General features: G+C 50.2%; 13 protein-coding genes. 8 read left to right on the forward strand and 5 right to left on the reverse strand.

Features of this window, described 5'->3' with window-relative positions; genetic code table 11:
* Positions 1-25: 25 nt before the first annotated feature.
* Complete coding sequence (locus tag Q0605_RS08150; protein ID WP_298705978.1) at positions 26-1186, reverse strand: PepSY-associated TM helix domain-containing protein; 1161 nt, start codon at positions 1184-1186, stop codon at positions 26-28.
* 354 nt (positions 1187-1540) lie between these two features.
* On the opposite strand from Q0605_RS08150, the gene Q0605_RS08155 reads away from it, so the two are divergent.
* The 6 genes from Q0605_RS08155 to Q0605_RS08180 all read left to right on the forward strand — a co-directional run bounded on the left by Q0605_RS08155 (position 1541) and on the right by Q0605_RS08180 (position 7334).
* Entirely contained in the window at positions 1541-2230 is a 690-nt protein-coding gene (locus tag Q0605_RS08155; RefSeq protein WP_298705981.1) for a hypothetical protein, read from the forward strand.
* 44 nt (positions 2231-2274) lie between these two features.
* Positions 2275-2997: a hypothetical protein gene (locus Q0605_RS08160; protein WP_298705983.1), complete on the forward strand. Its 723-nt coding sequence runs from the start codon at positions 2275-2277 to the stop codon at positions 2995-2997.
* Positions 2998-3325: 328 nt separating this feature from the next.
* Positions 3326-4219 carry a DMT family transporter gene (locus tag Q0605_RS08165; RefSeq protein WP_298705985.1) on the forward strand — a complete coding sequence of 298 codons (894 nt, stop codon included), beginning with the start codon at positions 3326-3328 and terminating at the stop codon, positions 4217-4219.
* Between the two features lie 294 nt (positions 4220-4513).
* On the forward strand, positions 4514-5227 hold the full coding sequence (locus tag Q0605_RS08170; protein ID WP_298705989.1) for a vWA domain-containing protein: 714 nt from the start codon (positions 4514-4516) through the stop codon (positions 5225-5227).
* A gap of 417 nt (positions 5228-5644) precedes the next feature.
* Positions 5645-6751 carry an alanine racemase gene (locus Q0605_RS08175; protein WP_298705992.1) on the forward strand — a complete coding sequence of 369 codons (1107 nt, stop codon included), beginning with the start codon at positions 5645-5647 and terminating at the stop codon, positions 6749-6751.
* Positions 6752-6893: 142 nt separating this feature from the next.
* Positions 6894-7334 (forward strand): pyrimidine dimer DNA glycosylase/endonuclease V, encoded by a 441-nt coding sequence (locus tag Q0605_RS08180; protein ID WP_298705995.1) that lies wholly within the window; start codon positions 6894-6896, stop codon positions 7332-7334.
* Positions 7335-7709: 375 nt separating this feature from the next.
* On the opposite strand, the gene Q0605_RS08185 is transcribed toward Q0605_RS08180, so the two are convergent.
* From Q0605_RS08185 to Q0605_RS08200, 4 genes are all read right to left on the reverse strand, one after another.
* Complete coding sequence (locus Q0605_RS08185) at positions 7710-8342, reverse strand: tetratricopeptide repeat protein (protein WP_298705997.1); 633 nt, start codon at positions 8340-8342, stop codon at positions 7710-7712.
* Between the two features lie 36 nt (positions 8343-8378).
* Positions 8379-11012: a hypothetical protein gene (locus tag Q0605_RS08190; protein ID WP_298706000.1), complete on the reverse strand. Its 2634-nt coding sequence runs from the start codon at positions 11010-11012 to the stop codon at positions 8379-8381.
* Between the two features lie 1442 nt (positions 11013-12454).
* Positions 12455-14101: a formate--tetrahydrofolate ligase gene (locus Q0605_RS08195; protein WP_298706002.1), complete on the reverse strand. Its 1647-nt coding sequence runs from the start codon at positions 14099-14101 to the stop codon at positions 12455-12457.
* 136 nt (positions 14102-14237) lie between these two features.
* Positions 14238-14996: an exodeoxyribonuclease III gene (locus tag Q0605_RS08200; protein WP_177386736.1), complete on the reverse strand. Its 759-nt coding sequence runs from the start codon at positions 14994-14996 to the stop codon at positions 14238-14240.
* Positions 14997-15063: 67 nt separating this feature from the next.
* Between Q0605_RS08200 and Q0605_RS08205 the strand changes: the two genes are divergently transcribed.
* Both Q0605_RS08205 and Q0605_RS08210 read left to right on the forward strand, forming a co-directional pair.
* Entirely contained in the window at positions 15064-15426 is a 363-nt protein-coding gene (locus Q0605_RS08205) for a diacylglycerol kinase (protein WP_298043279.1), read from the forward strand.
* A gap of 380 nt (positions 15427-15806) precedes the next feature.
* Positions 15807-16625, forward strand: an 819-nt coding sequence (locus Q0605_RS08210) for a PepSY-associated TM helix domain-containing protein (RefSeq protein WP_298706005.1), incomplete at its 3' end; no start/stop codon positions are given.

Below are 16625 nucleotides of genomic sequence, written 5' to 3' on the forward strand. Positions count from 1 at the left end.
GCACCTCTTGCCGAGAGGGTAAAATTTAGCTGGGCTTTTCTGGCTTAAACGCCCTTTTTGCCGTCATATAAAAGCCGCTGAAGATAAAAAACGCCATGCAAAGCGAGACGAGCGACCATAAAATTTTACCCGCGAGTCCGAAAAAATACCCCGTGTGGAGCTGATAGTTCGCGTTTTTGACGTCGCTCGCGGTGATGCCTTCCGTCTGCTTCTGCTTCGCGATTTTGTCCACTTTTAGATCGACGCTCGCGTCTTTTGGGCGCGCGGTAGCGGGCGCATCGGGCTCGTAATACCTGACGTCGATCTTATCTGCCGCCGCGAGCATTAGGGTAAATTCCTTATACTCTATGCCGCTTGATCTGAATATCTCATAAGCCCTCTGCGCGTCGCTAAATTTATACTCTGCACCCTTTTTGCCTCCCTCTTTTGCAGGCGCGGCGGCGCGATCATTATGTGCATGCCCGCCCTGCGCTCCGGCTTGCGGTAAATTTTGCGAGCTTACGAAAAGCTTCATCACAGCATCGTTATACCAGCTATACGACCAGTTCAGCCCGGTTAAGCAGATAAGCAGGTAAATCACCGCACTTAGCGAGCCTAGGCTTGTGTGTAGGTTATAAAAAAGAGCGTATTTTTTGAGTTTAAAATTCGGCTTTATCGCCTCGATAAATTTACGCCTAAGCCTTGGGAAATGCAGCCAGACGCCACTTATTACAAGCAGTATCATCGCTGTGGCGCTCGCGCCTACGATCTGTTTGCCGATCTCGCCCGCAGTTTTGTTGCCGCTTAGCGCTAAGCCTAAATTTCGGTGCAGCGACATCACTGTTAGCACAAAGCCCGTGCCGCGGTCCTTGCCGATGATTTGCGCGGTATACGGATTGATCAGATACGCATCGCTTCTGCTTGCGTAAACAACGAAGGCTTCGTCATCGCTTTTCGGCACGACGAGCCTTACGGGCTGTTTAACGCCCGTTTGCTCGCTAAAGCTTTGTAAAATTTTCTCCACGCTTTGCATTTCGCCCGTCTTTTCGACCTTTTTAGAGCCCGCGTTTATTAGCGCCTCAAGCTCGTGCTGATACGACAAAATCGCGCCCGTAACGCCAATGATAAGCAGCGGGATAGAAAAAACGATCGATAAAATCAAATGGACGTTAAACAAAATTTTATTGCGCTTCAAAAGCGAGCTCATTGCAGATCCTTGCGAGATAAATTTAATCTTTATTTGATTGAGGTTCGCAATTATATTATGCGATTTTAAATATTTAGATAATTATCATTAAGATTTAGACCGCGAAATTTTAAGGCGTGTTATGATATCACAAGAGCGCCTAGGTACCTCGCGCAACGTCATAAACCACGTGCTGCAAGATCTAAAAGCTAAAAATTTAATCCGCCTTTTGCGCGGCAAAATAACGCCGGTGAGATAAAATTCTAATCTCAAATTTATAAAAAGTGCAATCAAAATCTCGTAAATTTAGAAATTTTGCGCTAAAATTGCTAAAGACGCGAGCTTGCGTAATCCAAAAGAAACAAGGTCATTATTATGTCGCAAAGTATAACCGAGTTTGCTACGATAATCCTTTATGTTACGATAGGCTTTTGCCTTCTTGTTTCATTGCTTCAGACAAACAGATCGTATAAAACCGTCTATCGCGGGACATTATTTATCCCAACCGATCCGCTTTTAAAAATACCTATGTTTATAATATGCCTAAGCTTCGGTGTAGTCACTCTATCCAGCCCGCACGTAGCAAAACACAACGGCGAGCCGATACCCTGCTTTTATACCCACGATAAAATTTGCTCGCAAGAGTACAAAGCGGCAGGCATAAATTTAAGATGCTTTGAAGAAGGCGATCCCAGATGCATAGACGGATATCTGCAAATAAGCAAACCCAGGCTAATACTCGGCAAAATCATATCTGTCTGCGCCATAATTTTTTCTTTTGTCGTGCTAATTCAAAAAGGAATTAGAATAGATAAAAGCGGCATCTGCAAAGAATGGGAGGTTTTGCCGTTTAAACATACGGAAAGGATAAACTTTGACGAGATGAGCTACGCCGTAGGGTTTATAAGAGGCGTAAAAATAATCAGCATACGAGGCAAAATTAGCGGCGTTAAATTCGGGGCGGGATTTTTGTATGCACGAAAAGATATAGATTTTTTGCAAAATTTTATATTAGAAAAGCTAGCTGAAATTTCAAAAGCCGAAGCAGCCGAGCGAAACGCCTAAATTTAAATATATCGTCGTAAAATATCCAAAATGAAAGGAGCTGCATGAGGCTTTTGTATTTTGTGCTTTTTGCAAATGTAGTGCTATTTGTACTTTGCGGTTTAAAAAACTTTCTGTTTAAAAGCAACGCTTCTTATAAAACCGTGCAAAATGGCGCCTGGCTCATACCGCCTAGCCCTGTAGCCAAATTTACGCTCGTCATATTCCTTTTATCTTGGGGATCGATAGTGGCGTTTGACGAGCCCTGGATAAAAAGGATAAAAGGTAAAGGTAAAGTTACATGCTTTGACGCAAACGACCCTTTATGTATAGACGGCTTCTTGCACAGAAGTGGCGGCGAGACCGCACTTGTGATCGCGATGGGCATTGTTTTGATACTTATATCCCTATGGCTATTAACCGAAAAAGGGGTCATCATAGACAGCCGCAGCATAAGGAGAGAATGGGAATGTTTGCCGTTTAAATTTAGCACAAAGATCGATATAGAAAATGCCCTTATGGAAAAAGGGATGAGGGGCGAGATGCCGATTTTAAAAATAAAAGACGGGCAAAGTGGCAAAAATTTCACGCTCTCATTCCCATACGCACAGCAAGATATAAAATTTATCGAAGCAGAGATAAGAAAGAGGAGCTATAAGATGATAAAATCAAAAGAGGCGAAGGCTCCCCTCAAATCCGCGCTCAAAAAAACTATAAGCTTAAAAGGCGCGAATGAGCGCGCAAACATAGAAATTCTAAAAAACGACAAAGAGGGAGCGGGCGATTAAATTTTAAATTTAGCCACGCGCGAGCAATAGCTGTGAAAATTTATGACAAGTTGCGGCGAAGCAGTGTAATGATCGCGCGAGTAGTAGCCGTAAAATTTACGCGTAGCGAAACGACGCAATGTTCGCGCGAACGAGTGCGCGCAAGCCCAAAAAAATGAGCCCAACGCTAGCCTAAAAAGACGAGCCGAAAGCTTAAAACGAGCCGGACGCTTAAAATTTAACTCGCGATCTTAAAAACCAAAATTCCAAATCGCTCCGCCAAAATTTAGCCTATTTTTTACCTAAAATTTCGTAAAATTACGACTTTAAATTTTCAAAAAGGACGCAGATGAATAAAAGTTTGGAATTTAGAGCCGACATCGGAATGGTCTTCGTGGCGATCGCTTTTGGGCTCGGGTATCTGCCCACCTCGCAGGCGCTTGCGAGCAACAACGTCTTCGTGCTACTATTTTGGCGCTTTTTCGCCGCGAGCATCATCGCAGGCGCGATATTTTTCCCGAAGCTCAAAGCCATAACTTCGCGCGAGATCAAGCACGGCGCGGCGCTTAGCCTGTTTTTATTCGCGGGCTTTACGTCGCAGACCTTCGCCTTTAAATTTGCGCAAAGCTCCTCCGTGGCGTTCATCATCGGCCTAAACGTCGCGCTCGTACCCTTCATCGCCGCGGCGCTGTTTAGGCATAAAATTTACTCCTACGCCTACGCGGGCATCGCGCTTGCGATCGCTGGGCTCTATCTCATCGGCGACACGCAGCTAGGCCTGGGCAAGGGCGAAGCGCTGGCGCTAGTCTGCGCGTGCGCGTATTCGTTTCACATCGTGCTGACCAACCGCTTCGTTCAAAGCTGCGACGTAGCGGGCATCGCCTACGTACAGATCCTCTGCCTAAGCGCGCTTTGCTGCTTTGCGACGATCTTTTTTGAAAGAGTCAGCATCGTGCCGGTGATGGATAGAAGCTTTTTCGTCGCGATGGCGGTGATCTGCCTACTGGGAACGGTTTTTGGCTTTTTTGCGCAGGCTTTGATGCAAAAATACACGACGCCCGTCAAAACCGCTCTGTTTTTCACGCTTGAGCCCGTAACGGCGGGCATTATGGGCGTATTCGTGGGCGGCGAGAGGCTAAGCGCGATGCAAATTTTAGGCGCGGTACTCATCCTCGCGGGCGTTTTGATAAGCGAGATCGGAAGCTACCTTAGCGCGAAACGGAGCAGATCCGCAGACGTTTGATTTTGCGGCGCCGCAAATTCCATAAATTCCATGCCGCGTGGAATTTTGCGTCGTAAAATCCCACGCTGCATAAAATTCTACTCCTTTAAAATTCCACAGCGAAATTCCGCGCCATGCAGAATTCTATGTCGCGCCGAAATTTGCGGCGCCGCGCGCAAGAATACGTTAAAATTCCACGACGAAATTCCGTCTTAAAATTTTACGAAACGGAGCTGAGCGGCGAAGTTTTGCGATAAATTTCATCACTTAAGCGATACAATAGTAAAATAACGAAATTTTAACAAAGGAGCCCCTATGAAAAAAATCATCCTTCTTGTTGCCGCGCTTGCGGGCATATTGTTTGCCAAAAGTGTAGAGCTCGCCACACCGCCCGATCATAAAGACGGCGTAAATCACCTGGAATTGGTGCTGATCTTAGACAAATCAGGCTCGATGAGTGGGCTTGAGAGCGATACGATCGGCGGATTTAACTCGATGATAGAAAAGGAGCGTAAAGAGGGCATCGACGCCAGCGTCACGACCGTGCTTTTTGATACGAAATTTAATGTCATCCATGATCGCACGCCGCTTAAGAAGGTCGAAAACCTAACGTCCAAGGAGTACTACGCCGGCGGCAACACCGCGCTACTGGACGCCGTCGGCAGCACGATAACGCGTATCGAGCGAGTGCCCGACATCTATGCCAAAAACAATCGCGTGCTTTTCGTCATCATCACCGACGGACAGGAGAACTCGAGCCGCGAATACTCCAAAGCGCAGATCAAAAAGATGATTAGCGACAAGCAGGAAAAATACGACTGGGAGTTTATCTTTTTAGGCGCTAATATCGACGCCGCGAGTGAGGCGCAAAGCATCGGCATCAAAAGCGAAAATGCCCTAAAATACGAGAATTCCAAAGAGGGTGTAAGTAAAAATTTCGAAGCGGCAGCCGAGATATCCAAAGACGTAGCGACCGATAATAAAGCAAACTCGAAATGGCGCGACAAGGTACTTCAGGATAAAAAATAGCAAATCTCGAGGCGAGGCGCGCTAGAAAATGAAGCGCCGCCGTTAAAACGAGCTTTCGCGCTAAATATTCAGCGCAAAAACACAGACGGTAGCGCAAAATGAGCTTTAGCAAAAAACGCGGGCGGCGGTGCAAAAACGTGCGGCGCGAAAATATAAATTTGCTCGCCAAATTTAAATGCTTCGCGAAGGGCGCCGATTTGCAGCGAGTAAGCCATTGTTTCGCAAGCAGCGACAAATTTACGGCGCGCAAATTCCATATTTTGCGAGAAGCGCGCAAATTCCGTTTTTTGCAGGCGATAGATAAATTTTGCCCTTCGCAAGCGGCGCTAAATTTTAAAATTTAGGCGCTGCAAAACGGGCGCAGCTACTAAAGCGCGGACGCATTAAAATTTCGTAAATTTAACTAGGAGGAAGCTTATGAGGATATCAGAGATCGACACGCCGGCGCTGCTGATCGAGCAAGAGATCGTGCTTCGCAACCTGCAAAAGATGCAAAGCTATGCGGATGCCGCGGGCGTGAGCCTGCGCCCGCACACCAAAACGCACAAAATGCCATATTTCGCGAAGCTGCAAAAAAGCATCGGCGCTGCAGGCATCACGGTCGCCAAAACGGGCGAGGCCGAGATCATGGCGGCAAACGGGCTAAAAGATATATTTATCGCAAACGAGATCGTGGGCGAGCTGAAATTTCAGCGCATCATCGCGCTTTTGCGCGCGGGGGTAAACTTAAGCTTCGGCGCGGATAGCATAGAGCAGGCGCGCCTGATAGAGTGCGCCTTTGAGCGCAGTGGCACGAAGGCCTGCGTGCTTGCCGAGATCGAAGTGGGCGAAAACCGCTCGGGCTTTGTAGAAAAGCATGATTTTGCGGCGTTTATAAAATTTATAAAAGGCTGCAAAAATATCGAATTCCGCGGCGTGTTCTCCCACGACGGCCACTCCTACAAGGCCGTCTGCAAAAGCGAATGCGAGCGCATCCATCTAGCCGCTCAGCGCCGCACGCTGGAGTTTGCGGATATAGCGCGCGAGCTGGCTCTGCCCGCACGCGTCGTTAGTATCGGCTCGACGCCCTCGCTCATAAATGATTTTGAAATTTTAAAAGGCGTCACCGAGATCCGCCCGGGCACCTATATCTTTATGGACGCCTCGCAGGCGCAGGCGTACGGCGATTATTCGATGAATGCGGCTAGTATCCTTATGACCGTCATCAGCAGGCCTACGGCAGATCGCATCATCACCGACGTCGGTGCCAAGGGGCTCACGCAGCAAAGGCGCACCGAGGGCTTCACCGCCACGCCCGGGCTCGGGCGCATAAAGGGCACGGATGTGTGGATAAATGGCGTTTACGACGAGCATGCGATCATCTACGACAGAGCGCTGCGAGACGCCGTGCGCGTGGGCGATCGGCTCGAAATTTATCCGAACCACATCTGCCCCGTCGTAAATTTACACGAGTTCGCCTACCTCGTTAGCGGCGGCGAGGTCGTAGAAAAGATCGCTGTGCTATGCAGAGGCAAGCTGCAATGAGCGGGCAAATTTAAAGGTGCGGTGAGATAAAATTTAGCCTCTAATCTAGGGCGCGGCCAAATTTAAGGCGCGAATTTATCGCCGCTCAGGCTGTGGCGCAAAGCGCGCCGAATTTGACTACGAAATTTAACGAAAGGCGAAAATGAGGCTTTGGACGATAAACTTTAAATATCTCGACGCAAAGGGGCTAATCACACTTTGGCGCGAGGCGCTGCTAGCTAAAAACGTGCTGGCTGGGCTTACTAAAGGCTACAAAAATCACCCGCAGCTTGACCGCTTTTACGCGCATGAAAACGCGCTAGAGGCGATAAATGCGTATTTGGCGGGGGTTTACACGCAGGCCTGCGCTCGCGGGTATAAATTTGACGTAGCGAAGGTGGGCGAATTTGACGAGCGAAATTTAGCCAAAATAGCCGTCTCTCGCGGGCAGATCGAGTATGAATTCGCCTTTTTACAAGAGAAGCTAAAATCGCGCGATATCAAGGCTTACGAGCGAAATTTAGGTGTAAAAAATATAGAAATCGCAGGCGTTTTTGAGGAGGTTGCAGGCGGGATTGAGCCGTGGGAGAAGGTTAAAATTTAGCGCCGTCTCGCGCGGCAGCGGCGAGGAATATACTCGGCTTATACGGGCGAGCTTTTCGTATGCGGCGCTACTTTTAAATTTGTCGGTTTGCCACAAAGCTAAGCTTTTCGTAGTGTCATACAGGATCGCGCGCCGTGCCGCTTCTGCGGCGTCGCATACGCCGCGATTGATCAGCGGCGTAACATGGCGGATCAGCGCTAGCGTCATGGTCTTACCTCCTAAAATACGAGCCCGCTAAGAGCTTGCGCCGTTATGTTTCCGCTCCTACAGGATACTTGATATTTAGATTTGCGCTATTTATGCGAAATCCGCTAGAGTTCTTGCTCCGTAGCCACGGCGAGCGCGAGAGTCTGCTTCAATGCATAGATTTGCGGGCTATTTAAGCCTCTCGTAGCTTTCGCATGAGCTTTTCCATATCTGCTCATGCTCCGCTACTGAGCTCATAAATCTATCCTTGCTGCCCAGCTCGCAGGCCTTTTTGTAGTACTGCGCGGCTTTTGCATTATCTGCGCCCTCGTAAAGACGCGCTAAATTTAAGCACGCAGCCCAGCTATCCGTGATATCCATATCGCAACCGCGCACATAGTAACCTACGCCCTTTATAACGTCTTTGCGCACGCCTCTGCCTCCCATATACGCAGAGCCCGCGTTACTGCAGCCTATCGCGTGCCCGTCATCGCAGGCTTTGTCAAACAGCTCCGCCGCCTTCGCCTCATCGCGCGGCATCCCCTCCCCGCTTTGATACAAAATGCCTAAATTTACGCACGACTCCACATCGCCGCCTTTGCAAGCTTTGACGTATAACGGCGCAGCCTTTAGCAGATCTTGCGGCACGCCCCAGCCATAATTGTAAATTTGCGCCAACGCCCCGCACGACTTTATATCGCCCTTATCGCAGGATTTTGTAGCCCAGCTTATATCGTCTGCGGTGATTTCAAAATTTTCGGCAAGCGCGAAATTTGCGGAAAGCGCCGCAGCGAGCGCTAGAATTAAAATTTTATTTTTCATTTTCGTCCTTTGTGGTTTTTAAGATTGCTCGCCAAGCTAGGGCGTGGATTTATCATCTGGGCGTAGATTTATCGTCGCCTGCTCTTTGCTTTTTAGCGCCTCGTAAATTTCATCGACGCTGCTTAAATTTTGATCCAAAACCTCCCTCGCCTTTTTTAGCGTGCGTGCGCCGAAAATCCCGTCCTGCTTGGCTCCGATGCTTTTTTGGATATATAAAATTTTATCCTTTTGCATCGCAGCGGAATCCTTAGTCGCCCTGGAAGCGGAATTTGAAGCAGAGCTTTCTGAGCCGTTAGAGCTTGCACTCGTAGAATTTTCGTCTACAGAATTTACGCCATCACTCGCGGAAGCGGAATTTTCGTCCTCAAAAAATGCAGGCATCCACCCTCGCAGCAGCCCTGCTGCGCCGGTTTTCGGCACGTAGCCCGTATTTGCCGCGCCTCCGTAGATTGCGCTAGCCAAAATGGCGCAGAGCAGAGCTTTGCAAAAGCGAGCAAACGCCGCGCCGCCCCTGCCGTAGCGATACTCTCGCGGAATTTTACGAGCTTTTACGGCGCACCGCACTGCGCTTGCCAGCCATAGCGCCACACCGCCTAACATCCCCGCAGCAGCGATTACCACGCCGCACGCAAGTGCCAAAAAATAATGCTCCGCAAAGATCATCTCGAAGCAGCCCTCGCACGCCAGCGCAGCCGCCGCGATGAGCGTGCCTCCGCCTATGCACCACGTCGTGCGGTCATAGCGTGGGCTTAGCACGCCAAATGCCCTAGCCATCGCGCTGCCCAAATCGCGAGCACATTGCTGCGAAATAAAGCCCTCGCAAACGCGCATAATCGCCGCGGCAAAACTCTGCGCGCAATCCTCGCGCAAAGAACGCGGGAAAAAGAATTTCTTTAATCGCGCAAAGGGCGAAATTTTAGAATTTGACGCGGCAAGGCTTTGCGTATTCGCGCGATTTTTAAATTTTGCAGCGGCAAGATTTTCGGAATTTGCGGAATTTATTGCGGCGGAGTCTATGGAATTTGTGGAATTTTGAGCATTTAAAATACTTAAATCTCGGTAATCTCCCTCACTGTGTAATTCGCAAAGATCCTCCGCGGCGCGATCAGAAGTGTCGCTTAAGTCCTCTTGCGAGCCTGCAAAATTAGGTCCATTCTGCGCGAGAGCTTCGCTGCTTTGCTGCCTAGCATCAAAATCGCTGGCAGAATTCTCTCCCGAAAGATCCGCCCCGGCAAATTTTATGCCACCGCTCACTCCTCCTGCGAACCTGCCTTGCTCTCCGCGCAACCCCAAGCGATTATCTTCCGCGCCCATAGAATTTGCTGAAGCGCTCGCGAATTTCATGCCCGCAAATTTTACGCTCGCGCCGCCCTCGAGATTTTCTTTGCGAGAAGCGTCTTTTGCAAGGCTCAAAGCGTCGCGATCAGCCGCGCTGCGGGCAAAATTTGCAAAGTTAAAATGCCCGTCCGCGCCGCGCAACTGCTCGAGATTTAGCGTCTCGCCGCGCAGCTTAGCACTAGCTAGGCGCATCGCCGCATCCAGCGCGGGCTTTGCGCGAAATAGCGCAAAAAGGCTTTGCGCATCGTCCCGCCCTAGCCTAGCGGATGCGCTGCGCACCGCCGCAAGCTCCGGCGCAAAAACTTCGTCCAAAAAATTAGGTCTTACGAATGTCACGCCGCCGAAGCACGCCGCATCGTAAGCCTTGCCGCAGACGGTAAAACTCAAGCGCAAAAACTCCTCCTCCGCGCTAAATACTGCTTCGCAGCCGCCCTGCACCGCTCGTAGCGAGCTTAGACGTAACAAAAGTCTGCGCGCTGCAAAACCTACGCCCTTGCTGCATAAAAACTCCAGCAGCTCACGCCCGAAAACCTGCGAACTAGCACCTATGCTGAGGCTCGGACGGGCATAAACGGATACTTTGCCGGTGCGAGTGAAATACCCACGCCCATCGCAGTGCTCGCAGCGAAAATCGCCCGCACCGCCGCACTTTTCGCAACGCAATCTACCCGCACCGCCACAAGCAGGGCAAATGCACGAGCCGTTACCGCCGCAGTTAGCGCAGGGAATGAAGCGATAGCCCATAGAATTTGACGCAGGGCCTGCAGAGTCGCCTCCAGAAAGACCGCGCGCATGAGTATCCGTAGAGCTTAATGCCGCACGGCTATAGCCGCCGGTGCCCTTGCAATCGGGGCAGATCAAGCGTCCGCGCCCGCCGCAGTTAGCGCACGGCGCCTTGCCTGTGCCTTCGCAGGCTTTGCAGCGTCTCCTACCAGATCCGCTGCAATGCTCGCAACGCAGCTGAACGCTAAAGGGCCTAAAATCGTAGAATTTTATGATTTGATCCGCATTCGTAGCGGCTTTTTGGGGGTCTGCACGCAGGCGTAGCATAAAGGTCTCGCTTAGCTCCGCATCAGTGCTTGCCGCGCGTAGGCACTCGCGCGCATGAGCCTCAAACTGCGCGACGTCAGCGAAATGCAGCTGAGCGCGCTCGCCGCCGCTTATCTGCGAGACGCTAAACTTGCCGGCGAAGTCGTAACGCACGCCAAGTCGCACGCTAAATCCGTAAAACTCACGATCAAGCTCGCGCAGATCGGCGCCACCGCTACGCGCTAAAGCTTTGAGTCTAGCAACAAACGCCTCTGCAAGCTCCTCTTTATCCAGCTTGTCCATGATCGCTCCTTTCTTGCGGGCGCGTCACAAAGCCGCGCCGCATAAATTTTAAAATTCCTTTATTAAGATCCCGCAAATTTTAGCATTTCATATAATTATACCGCGAAAGGGAATTTTAAAATTCCAAAATCTCACGCAGGATGGAATTTAGCGCCATTGCGCGCCGTAAAATCTCGCTGCAAATCAAAACTCTAAAATAGAGCTCGACGCAAAATCTCGCACTGCGGCGCGGCGACGTGCGTAACTAACCGCAACAAATACGGCGCGAACGGATCGCAAAACGGAGCCGCCAAGCATGCGGCGCCCGAGCGGTAGCAGCGGGCATGCAAGCTTTAATTCCGCAGCAGCACATAATTTGGCTCGCGACGATGTACGACACAGCGTAACGCGAAGCAAATTTCACGCCTGCATAAATTTTAAATTTCACGGCTAGCTCGTACGTACACACAGCATGAAATTTAAAATTTCACGACAGCTATGGCGCGGCGTGCAGCGGCCTAAAATTCTGCGATAAGCGGCGCGCAAATTTCAATCCCGCGCGACAATCAGGCGACGGGTGCATAAAGTGCAATTTAATTTACAAGCGTGCAGCGGCATATAGTCGTCGCACAAATTTAGTCGCAGTGGGCAGCTTCGGCATAGAATTTCATACCGCGACGCATCGACTCGTAGAATTTAGCTCTACTGCCGCACGGTTTATATCTGCCGTGCATTTTCAAACAGAACAGATAAAGAATCCGCACCCACTGCAGGCGCTGCACGGCGGTGTGTAAAATTTAATCTAGGCTCTGCAAACCTCTACCAACATGACTGATCGTACGAGCGTAAAATTTAGCTTGCGATGCCGCGTAATTCAACTCGCGGCGGTGCATGTCGCGGCGCAAGCGCGAATTTTAGATCATGCGGCGATCTGCTGCGCGACTGACGGATTAATTTCACGGTGCGCTCGACATGAAATTTAGAATCTCGTAGCGACACATGACACTGTGCGCGGCCGCGTGAAATTTTAAATTTCACGACGAGCCCACGCGTTATGAAATTTTAAATCTCGCCGCGATGAGCTCGCAAGCTCGCGGCCGGCTAGGTTTAAGATCTCGCGCTTGGTTTTTGCGCGGAATTTCGCGAGCAAAATCTCAAATGCCAAACCTGCATGGGTTTCGCGCCGAATTCTGTGTAGAATTTTACGCAGAATTTAATAAAATTTCGCGGGACGAGCTCGTCGCGCTAAAATCCGACCAATCCGACTAACCAAAATTCGACTGGCTAAAACCCGGTACGATAAAGCTCAAGCGTAGTAAAACCATGACGCACTAAAACTGGGGCGCGATAAACTCGTCGCAACCTGCAAGCAAAATTTATCGTCGCCGAAGCCCGCAGCTAAATTTTACCGCCCAAGCGCGGAATTTTCGGTTTTGGTTTTGAGCGCCGAATAAAATTTCAAATCACGCCAGCCCGCTTATAACGCCTTCGTCCGTGATCCTCATATTTAGCGCGTTAGGAACCTTCGGCAGCCCCGGCATCAGCATTATCTTGCCGCAGACGGCGACGATGAAGCCCGCTCCCGTGCGAATTTGAAGGTCCTTGACGCTGAGTTTAAAGCCGCGTGCGCGCCCGAGTGCCTTGGCGTCGTCGCTGAAGCTATACTGCGTCTTGGCGATGCAGACGTTTAGCCGCTCAAGGCCCAAAGCCTTGATGTGCTGTAGCGCCTTTTGCGCCTCGGGCTCGAAAACGACCTCGCTCGCGCCGTAAATTTTAGTAGCGATCTTTTCGATCTTGCTCGCCGTATCGTCGCTAAGCTCGTAGGCGAATTTCAGCTCCTTAGCGCGCTCGCACTCATCTACTACGAGATGGGCTAGCTCAAGCGCGCCCTCGCCTCCTTTGGCGAAATTTTCGCAAATCGCCATCTGCACGCCGCGCTGCTTGCAGTAATCGCGCACGAAAGTGATCTCGCCGTCGCTATCGAAGCTAAAGCGATTAAGCGCCACGACCGGATTTAGCCCGAAGTTTTGTAAAATTTCAATATGCCCGCCTAAATTTACGATGCCTCTTTGAAGCGCGGCAAGATCAGAGCTCGCGATACTTTCTTTATCCGCGCCGCCGTTGTATTTAAGCGAGCGGATCGTGCTAACCAGCACCGCGGCGTCCGGAGCGATGCCCGCGCGGCGGCACTTGATGTCGATAAATTTTTCAGCTCCGAGCTCGCTTCCAAAGCCCGCCTCCGTCACGGCGTAATCGGCAAGACTTAGAGCTAACTTGCTCGCCATTATGGAGTTGCAGCCGTGCGCGATATTTGCGAAGGGTCCTCCGTGCACAAGCGCGGGCGTGTGCTCAAGGCTCTGGATGAGATTTGGCTTCATCGCGTCTTTTAGCAGGATCGCCACGGCATCCGCGCAGCCCAGATCGCGCACATATATCGGCTCTCCCTGCGTATCGTAGGCGACCATGATGTTTGCGATGTTTTCCTTAAGCTCGGCAAGATCGTTCGAGAGGCACAGCACCGCCATTATCTCGCTAGCCGCGGTGATATTAAAGCCGTCCTCACGCTCTACTCCGTCGGTGCGTCCGCCCTGACCTATGGTGATGTGGCGCAGCGCGCGGTCGTTCATATCCATGCAGCGCTTCCATAGAATTTTATCTATCTTTAGCGGGTTTTCTTGATACAGCGAGTTGTCGATGACCGCCGAAATGAGATTGTTTGCGGAGGTGATCGCGTGAAAATCGCCGTTAAAGTGCAAATTTAGATCGTCCATCGGCACCAGCTGCGAATATCCGCCGCCCGCGGCGCCGCCTTTGATACCAAAAACCGGCCCCAGCGACGGCTCGCGCAGCGCAAGGCAGACGCTTTTGCCTAGACGCTTTAGCGCGTCGGCTAGACCGATAGAGGTCGTCGTCTTGCCCTCGCCAAACGGCGTCGGATTGGTCGCCGTGACCAAAATAAGCTTCGAAGCGCGCGAGCGCGGCTTGATGTTTAGCTTGGCTTTGTAGTGGCCGTACAGCTCGATCTCATCCTCGCCAAGCCCCAAATTTTTCGCAACGTTTGAAATTTTATCCGGCTTCGCCGCATTTGCTATTTCGATATCGCTCAACATTTTCTCTCCTTAAATTTAAAATTTTATCGCGCAGCGTTTACGCACCGCCTCTTTAAATCCGCGCATTAGCCGCCGCTACGCGCACCTTATCCGCAAGCCGCGCAAATCAAAGCTCGCGCCGCGAAATTTACCCCGGCTAAATTTCGATCTCGATACCCACAGGGCAGTGGTCGCTGCCCATCACGTCGCTTAGGATGAAAGCGTCCTTTAGCCGCGAGCGCAAATTTGCCGAGATGAAAAAATAATCGATCCGCCAGCCTACGTTTTTTGCGCGCGCGTTAAAGCGGTAGCTCCACCACGAGTAGGCGTCCCGCAGCTCGCCGCGCACGGCACGAAAGGTATCGACGAATCCAGCCGCCTCCACCTCATCGAGCCACGCCCGCTCGATCGGCAAAAAGCCCGAGGTTTTGGAGTTTGCTTTGGGGTTTGCAAGATCGATCTCTCGGTGCGCGGTATTTACGTCGCCGCAAAATATCACCCCGAGCCCCTGCTCCGCGAGGCTGCGCGCGTAGGCTAGGAATTTCGCGTAAAATTCCATCTTGTAGGCTAGCCGCGCCTCGTCCTTTTGTCCGTTGGGAAAGTAGATATTAAAAAGCACAACATCGCCGAAGCGGTGCTGCAGCACGCGTCCTTCGTCGTCTGGGAAAAACAGCGCCTTGCTCGTCTCGCTTTTAAATTTCGCCAGGCTCGCCACGCCCGAATATCCCGCGCGAGCGGCGGAATTTAGATCGATCTGAGAAAATCCTAGCTCGTAAAGCCCTTTCGGGGCGTCCTTTTCGCTCACCTTGATCTCTTGTAAGCCCAAAAAATCGGGGTTTTGCTCCGCGAGCCACGCAAAGCCGTCTTTGCCGAGTACTGCGCGCAGCCCGTTTACGTTCCAACTAATCAGTTTCAAATTTAGCCTTTGGCGCAAAAATTTTGGTATGATTATACGAAATTTTGACTAAATTTAAAGGAAAATTATGCGCAATCAGCCCAAATACCGATTTTTTGCCAACTGGGGCTACGCTATGGCGGGTCTTGCCGAGATGCTGCGCAGCGAACGTAGCTTCAGGCTCGAGCTTTGCGTGTTTATCCCGCTTCTGCTATCGCTATTTTTTTGGAATTTCGGCGCGGTGCTAAATCTATTTTTGATCTTCGGCGCGGTCTTTACGCTCACAACCGAATGCATAAACTCCGCCGTCGAGCGCGCGGTCGATCTTGCCACGAGCGAAATCCACCCGCTAGCCAAGGGCGCCAAAGACACCGCAAGCACCGCCGTGATGATGAGTCTATTTCTCAACGCCGCGCTGTGGGGATATGCGCTTATCGGTAAATTCTTTTAATCGCGTGATTGCAAATTTCGCGATAAAAGATTTAAATCGCTGCAACGCAGAGTTTTTTTGGCGAGTGCGGAATTTGCAAGCCACTTGAGTCGTTGATCGTCCACGCCTGCAACCCAAACACGACCCTGCGTGATATTGAAATTTTAAAATCCGAAATTTGCTTTAAATTTAAACTCTCCTGTGCGCGAAAATTTTAATATTCGCTCGGCTCTTAAAATTTTAAAATAGCTTTTAAAAATTTCTATAGATAAATCATTCAAGCAAATTTTACACCGTAAAATTTTAGCTAAAAAATTATAATGACTTTCAAGATGCTTTAATACAATTTTCACTAAAATCACGCCGTCTTAATTAAAATAATTTTCAAAAAAAGGAAAATTTTGTCTAAATCCTTTCACAAAATCTCGCGCAAATTTCATTTGTGGCTATCTTTGATATTTTGCATACCCCTTATAATCATTTCTATAAGCGGCTCGGTTTTAGTTTACGCGGAGCAGATCAATGAAGTTTTGCTAAAAGACAAGGTGTTTAGGACACAAGAAAGCATAGCGAAATTCCTCGTTAGAATGAAATTTAGTACCCTGCAATCCGAGATAAATTCCAAATTTAAAGAGTATGCGATCATGGGCTGGAGCATCGCGCAAGATGCTTCAAAGACCGATAAAATCAGACTTTCCTCGCAGAAGCTACAAAAGCAAGCCCTAATTTACCTGGACGCCTTTAGCGGCGAGATTAAAGGCGCGCCCATGCCGCGAGATGAGGGCTTTATCGGCGCGATAAATAAACTGCACGCGGAGCTGTTTTTAGGTCGCGGCGGTAGAATTTTTACGGGTATCGTGGGGCTTAGCGCACTACTTATCGGCATTAGCGGCTTTTTTATCTACAAAAAATTTTGGCAAAACTTATTCTCGCTGAGGCTAGATCGGGCCATATATTTTATGCGCGGCACTCACCGCCTAATCGGAGTCGCGAGCACTCCCGTAATGTTTGCTATAGCTATAAGCGGAGCATGGTGGGAGCTAAGGGCGGTAACTTACAAGCCGCTCGCAAATCCATGCGGCGCGGTCTTGCAGAATTTTAAGACCGAGCAAAATTCCACCGTCGCGGCATCAAACGGAGCGGTAAGCATGAAAGCGGCGCAAAATCTTGCGACGCTAGATGAGGCTTTAGCGCGGATAGCGGTTAAATTTAAAGAATTT

The sequence above is a fragment of the uncultured Campylobacter sp. genome (assembly GCF_938017705.1).
In the GTDB taxonomy this organism is placed as follows: Bacteria; Campylobacterota; Campylobacteria; order Campylobacterales; family Campylobacteraceae; genus Campylobacter_B.

Bases quoted from the DNA above. Each gene is read 5' to 3' on its own strand.
- Q0605_RS08150 (WP_298705978.1), bottom strand. From the start codon at position 1,186: ATGAGCTCGCTTTTGAAGCGCAATAAAATTTTGTTTAACGTCCATTTG.
- Q0605_RS08155 (WP_298705981.1), top strand. From the start codon at position 1,541: ATGTCGCAAAGTATAACCGAGTTTGCTACGATAATCCTTTATGTTACG.
- Q0605_RS08160 (WP_298705983.1), top strand. From the start codon at position 2,275: ATGAGGCTTTTGTATTTTGTGCTTTTTGCAAATGTAGTGCTATTTGTA.
- Q0605_RS08165 (WP_298705985.1), top strand. From the start codon at position 3,326: ATGAATAAAAGTTTGGAATTTAGAGCCGACATCGGAATGGTCTTCGTG.
- Q0605_RS08170 (WP_298705989.1), top strand. From the start codon at position 4,514: ATGAAAAAAATCATCCTTCTTGTTGCCGCGCTTGCGGGCATATTGTTT.
- Q0605_RS08175 (WP_298705992.1), top strand. From the start codon at position 5,645: ATGAGGATATCAGAGATCGACACGCCGGCGCTGCTGATCGAGCAAGAG.
- Q0605_RS08180 (WP_298705995.1), top strand. From the start codon at position 6,894: ATGAGGCTTTGGACGATAAACTTTAAATATCTCGACGCAAAGGGGCTA.
- Q0605_RS08185 (WP_298705997.1), bottom strand. From the start codon at position 8,342: ATGAAAAATAAAATTTTAATTCTAGCGCTCGCTGCGGCGCTTTCCGCA.
- Q0605_RS08190 (WP_298706000.1), bottom strand. From the start codon at position 11,012: ATGGACAAGCTGGATAAAGAGGAGCTTGCAGAGGCGTTTGTTGCTAGA.
- Q0605_RS08195 (WP_298706002.1), bottom strand. From the start codon at position 14,101: ATGTTGAGCGATATCGAAATAGCAAATGCGGCGAAGCCGGATAAAATT.
- Q0605_RS08205 (WP_298043279.1), top strand. From the start codon at position 15,064: ATGCGCAATCAGCCCAAATACCGATTTTTTGCCAACTGGGGCTACGCT.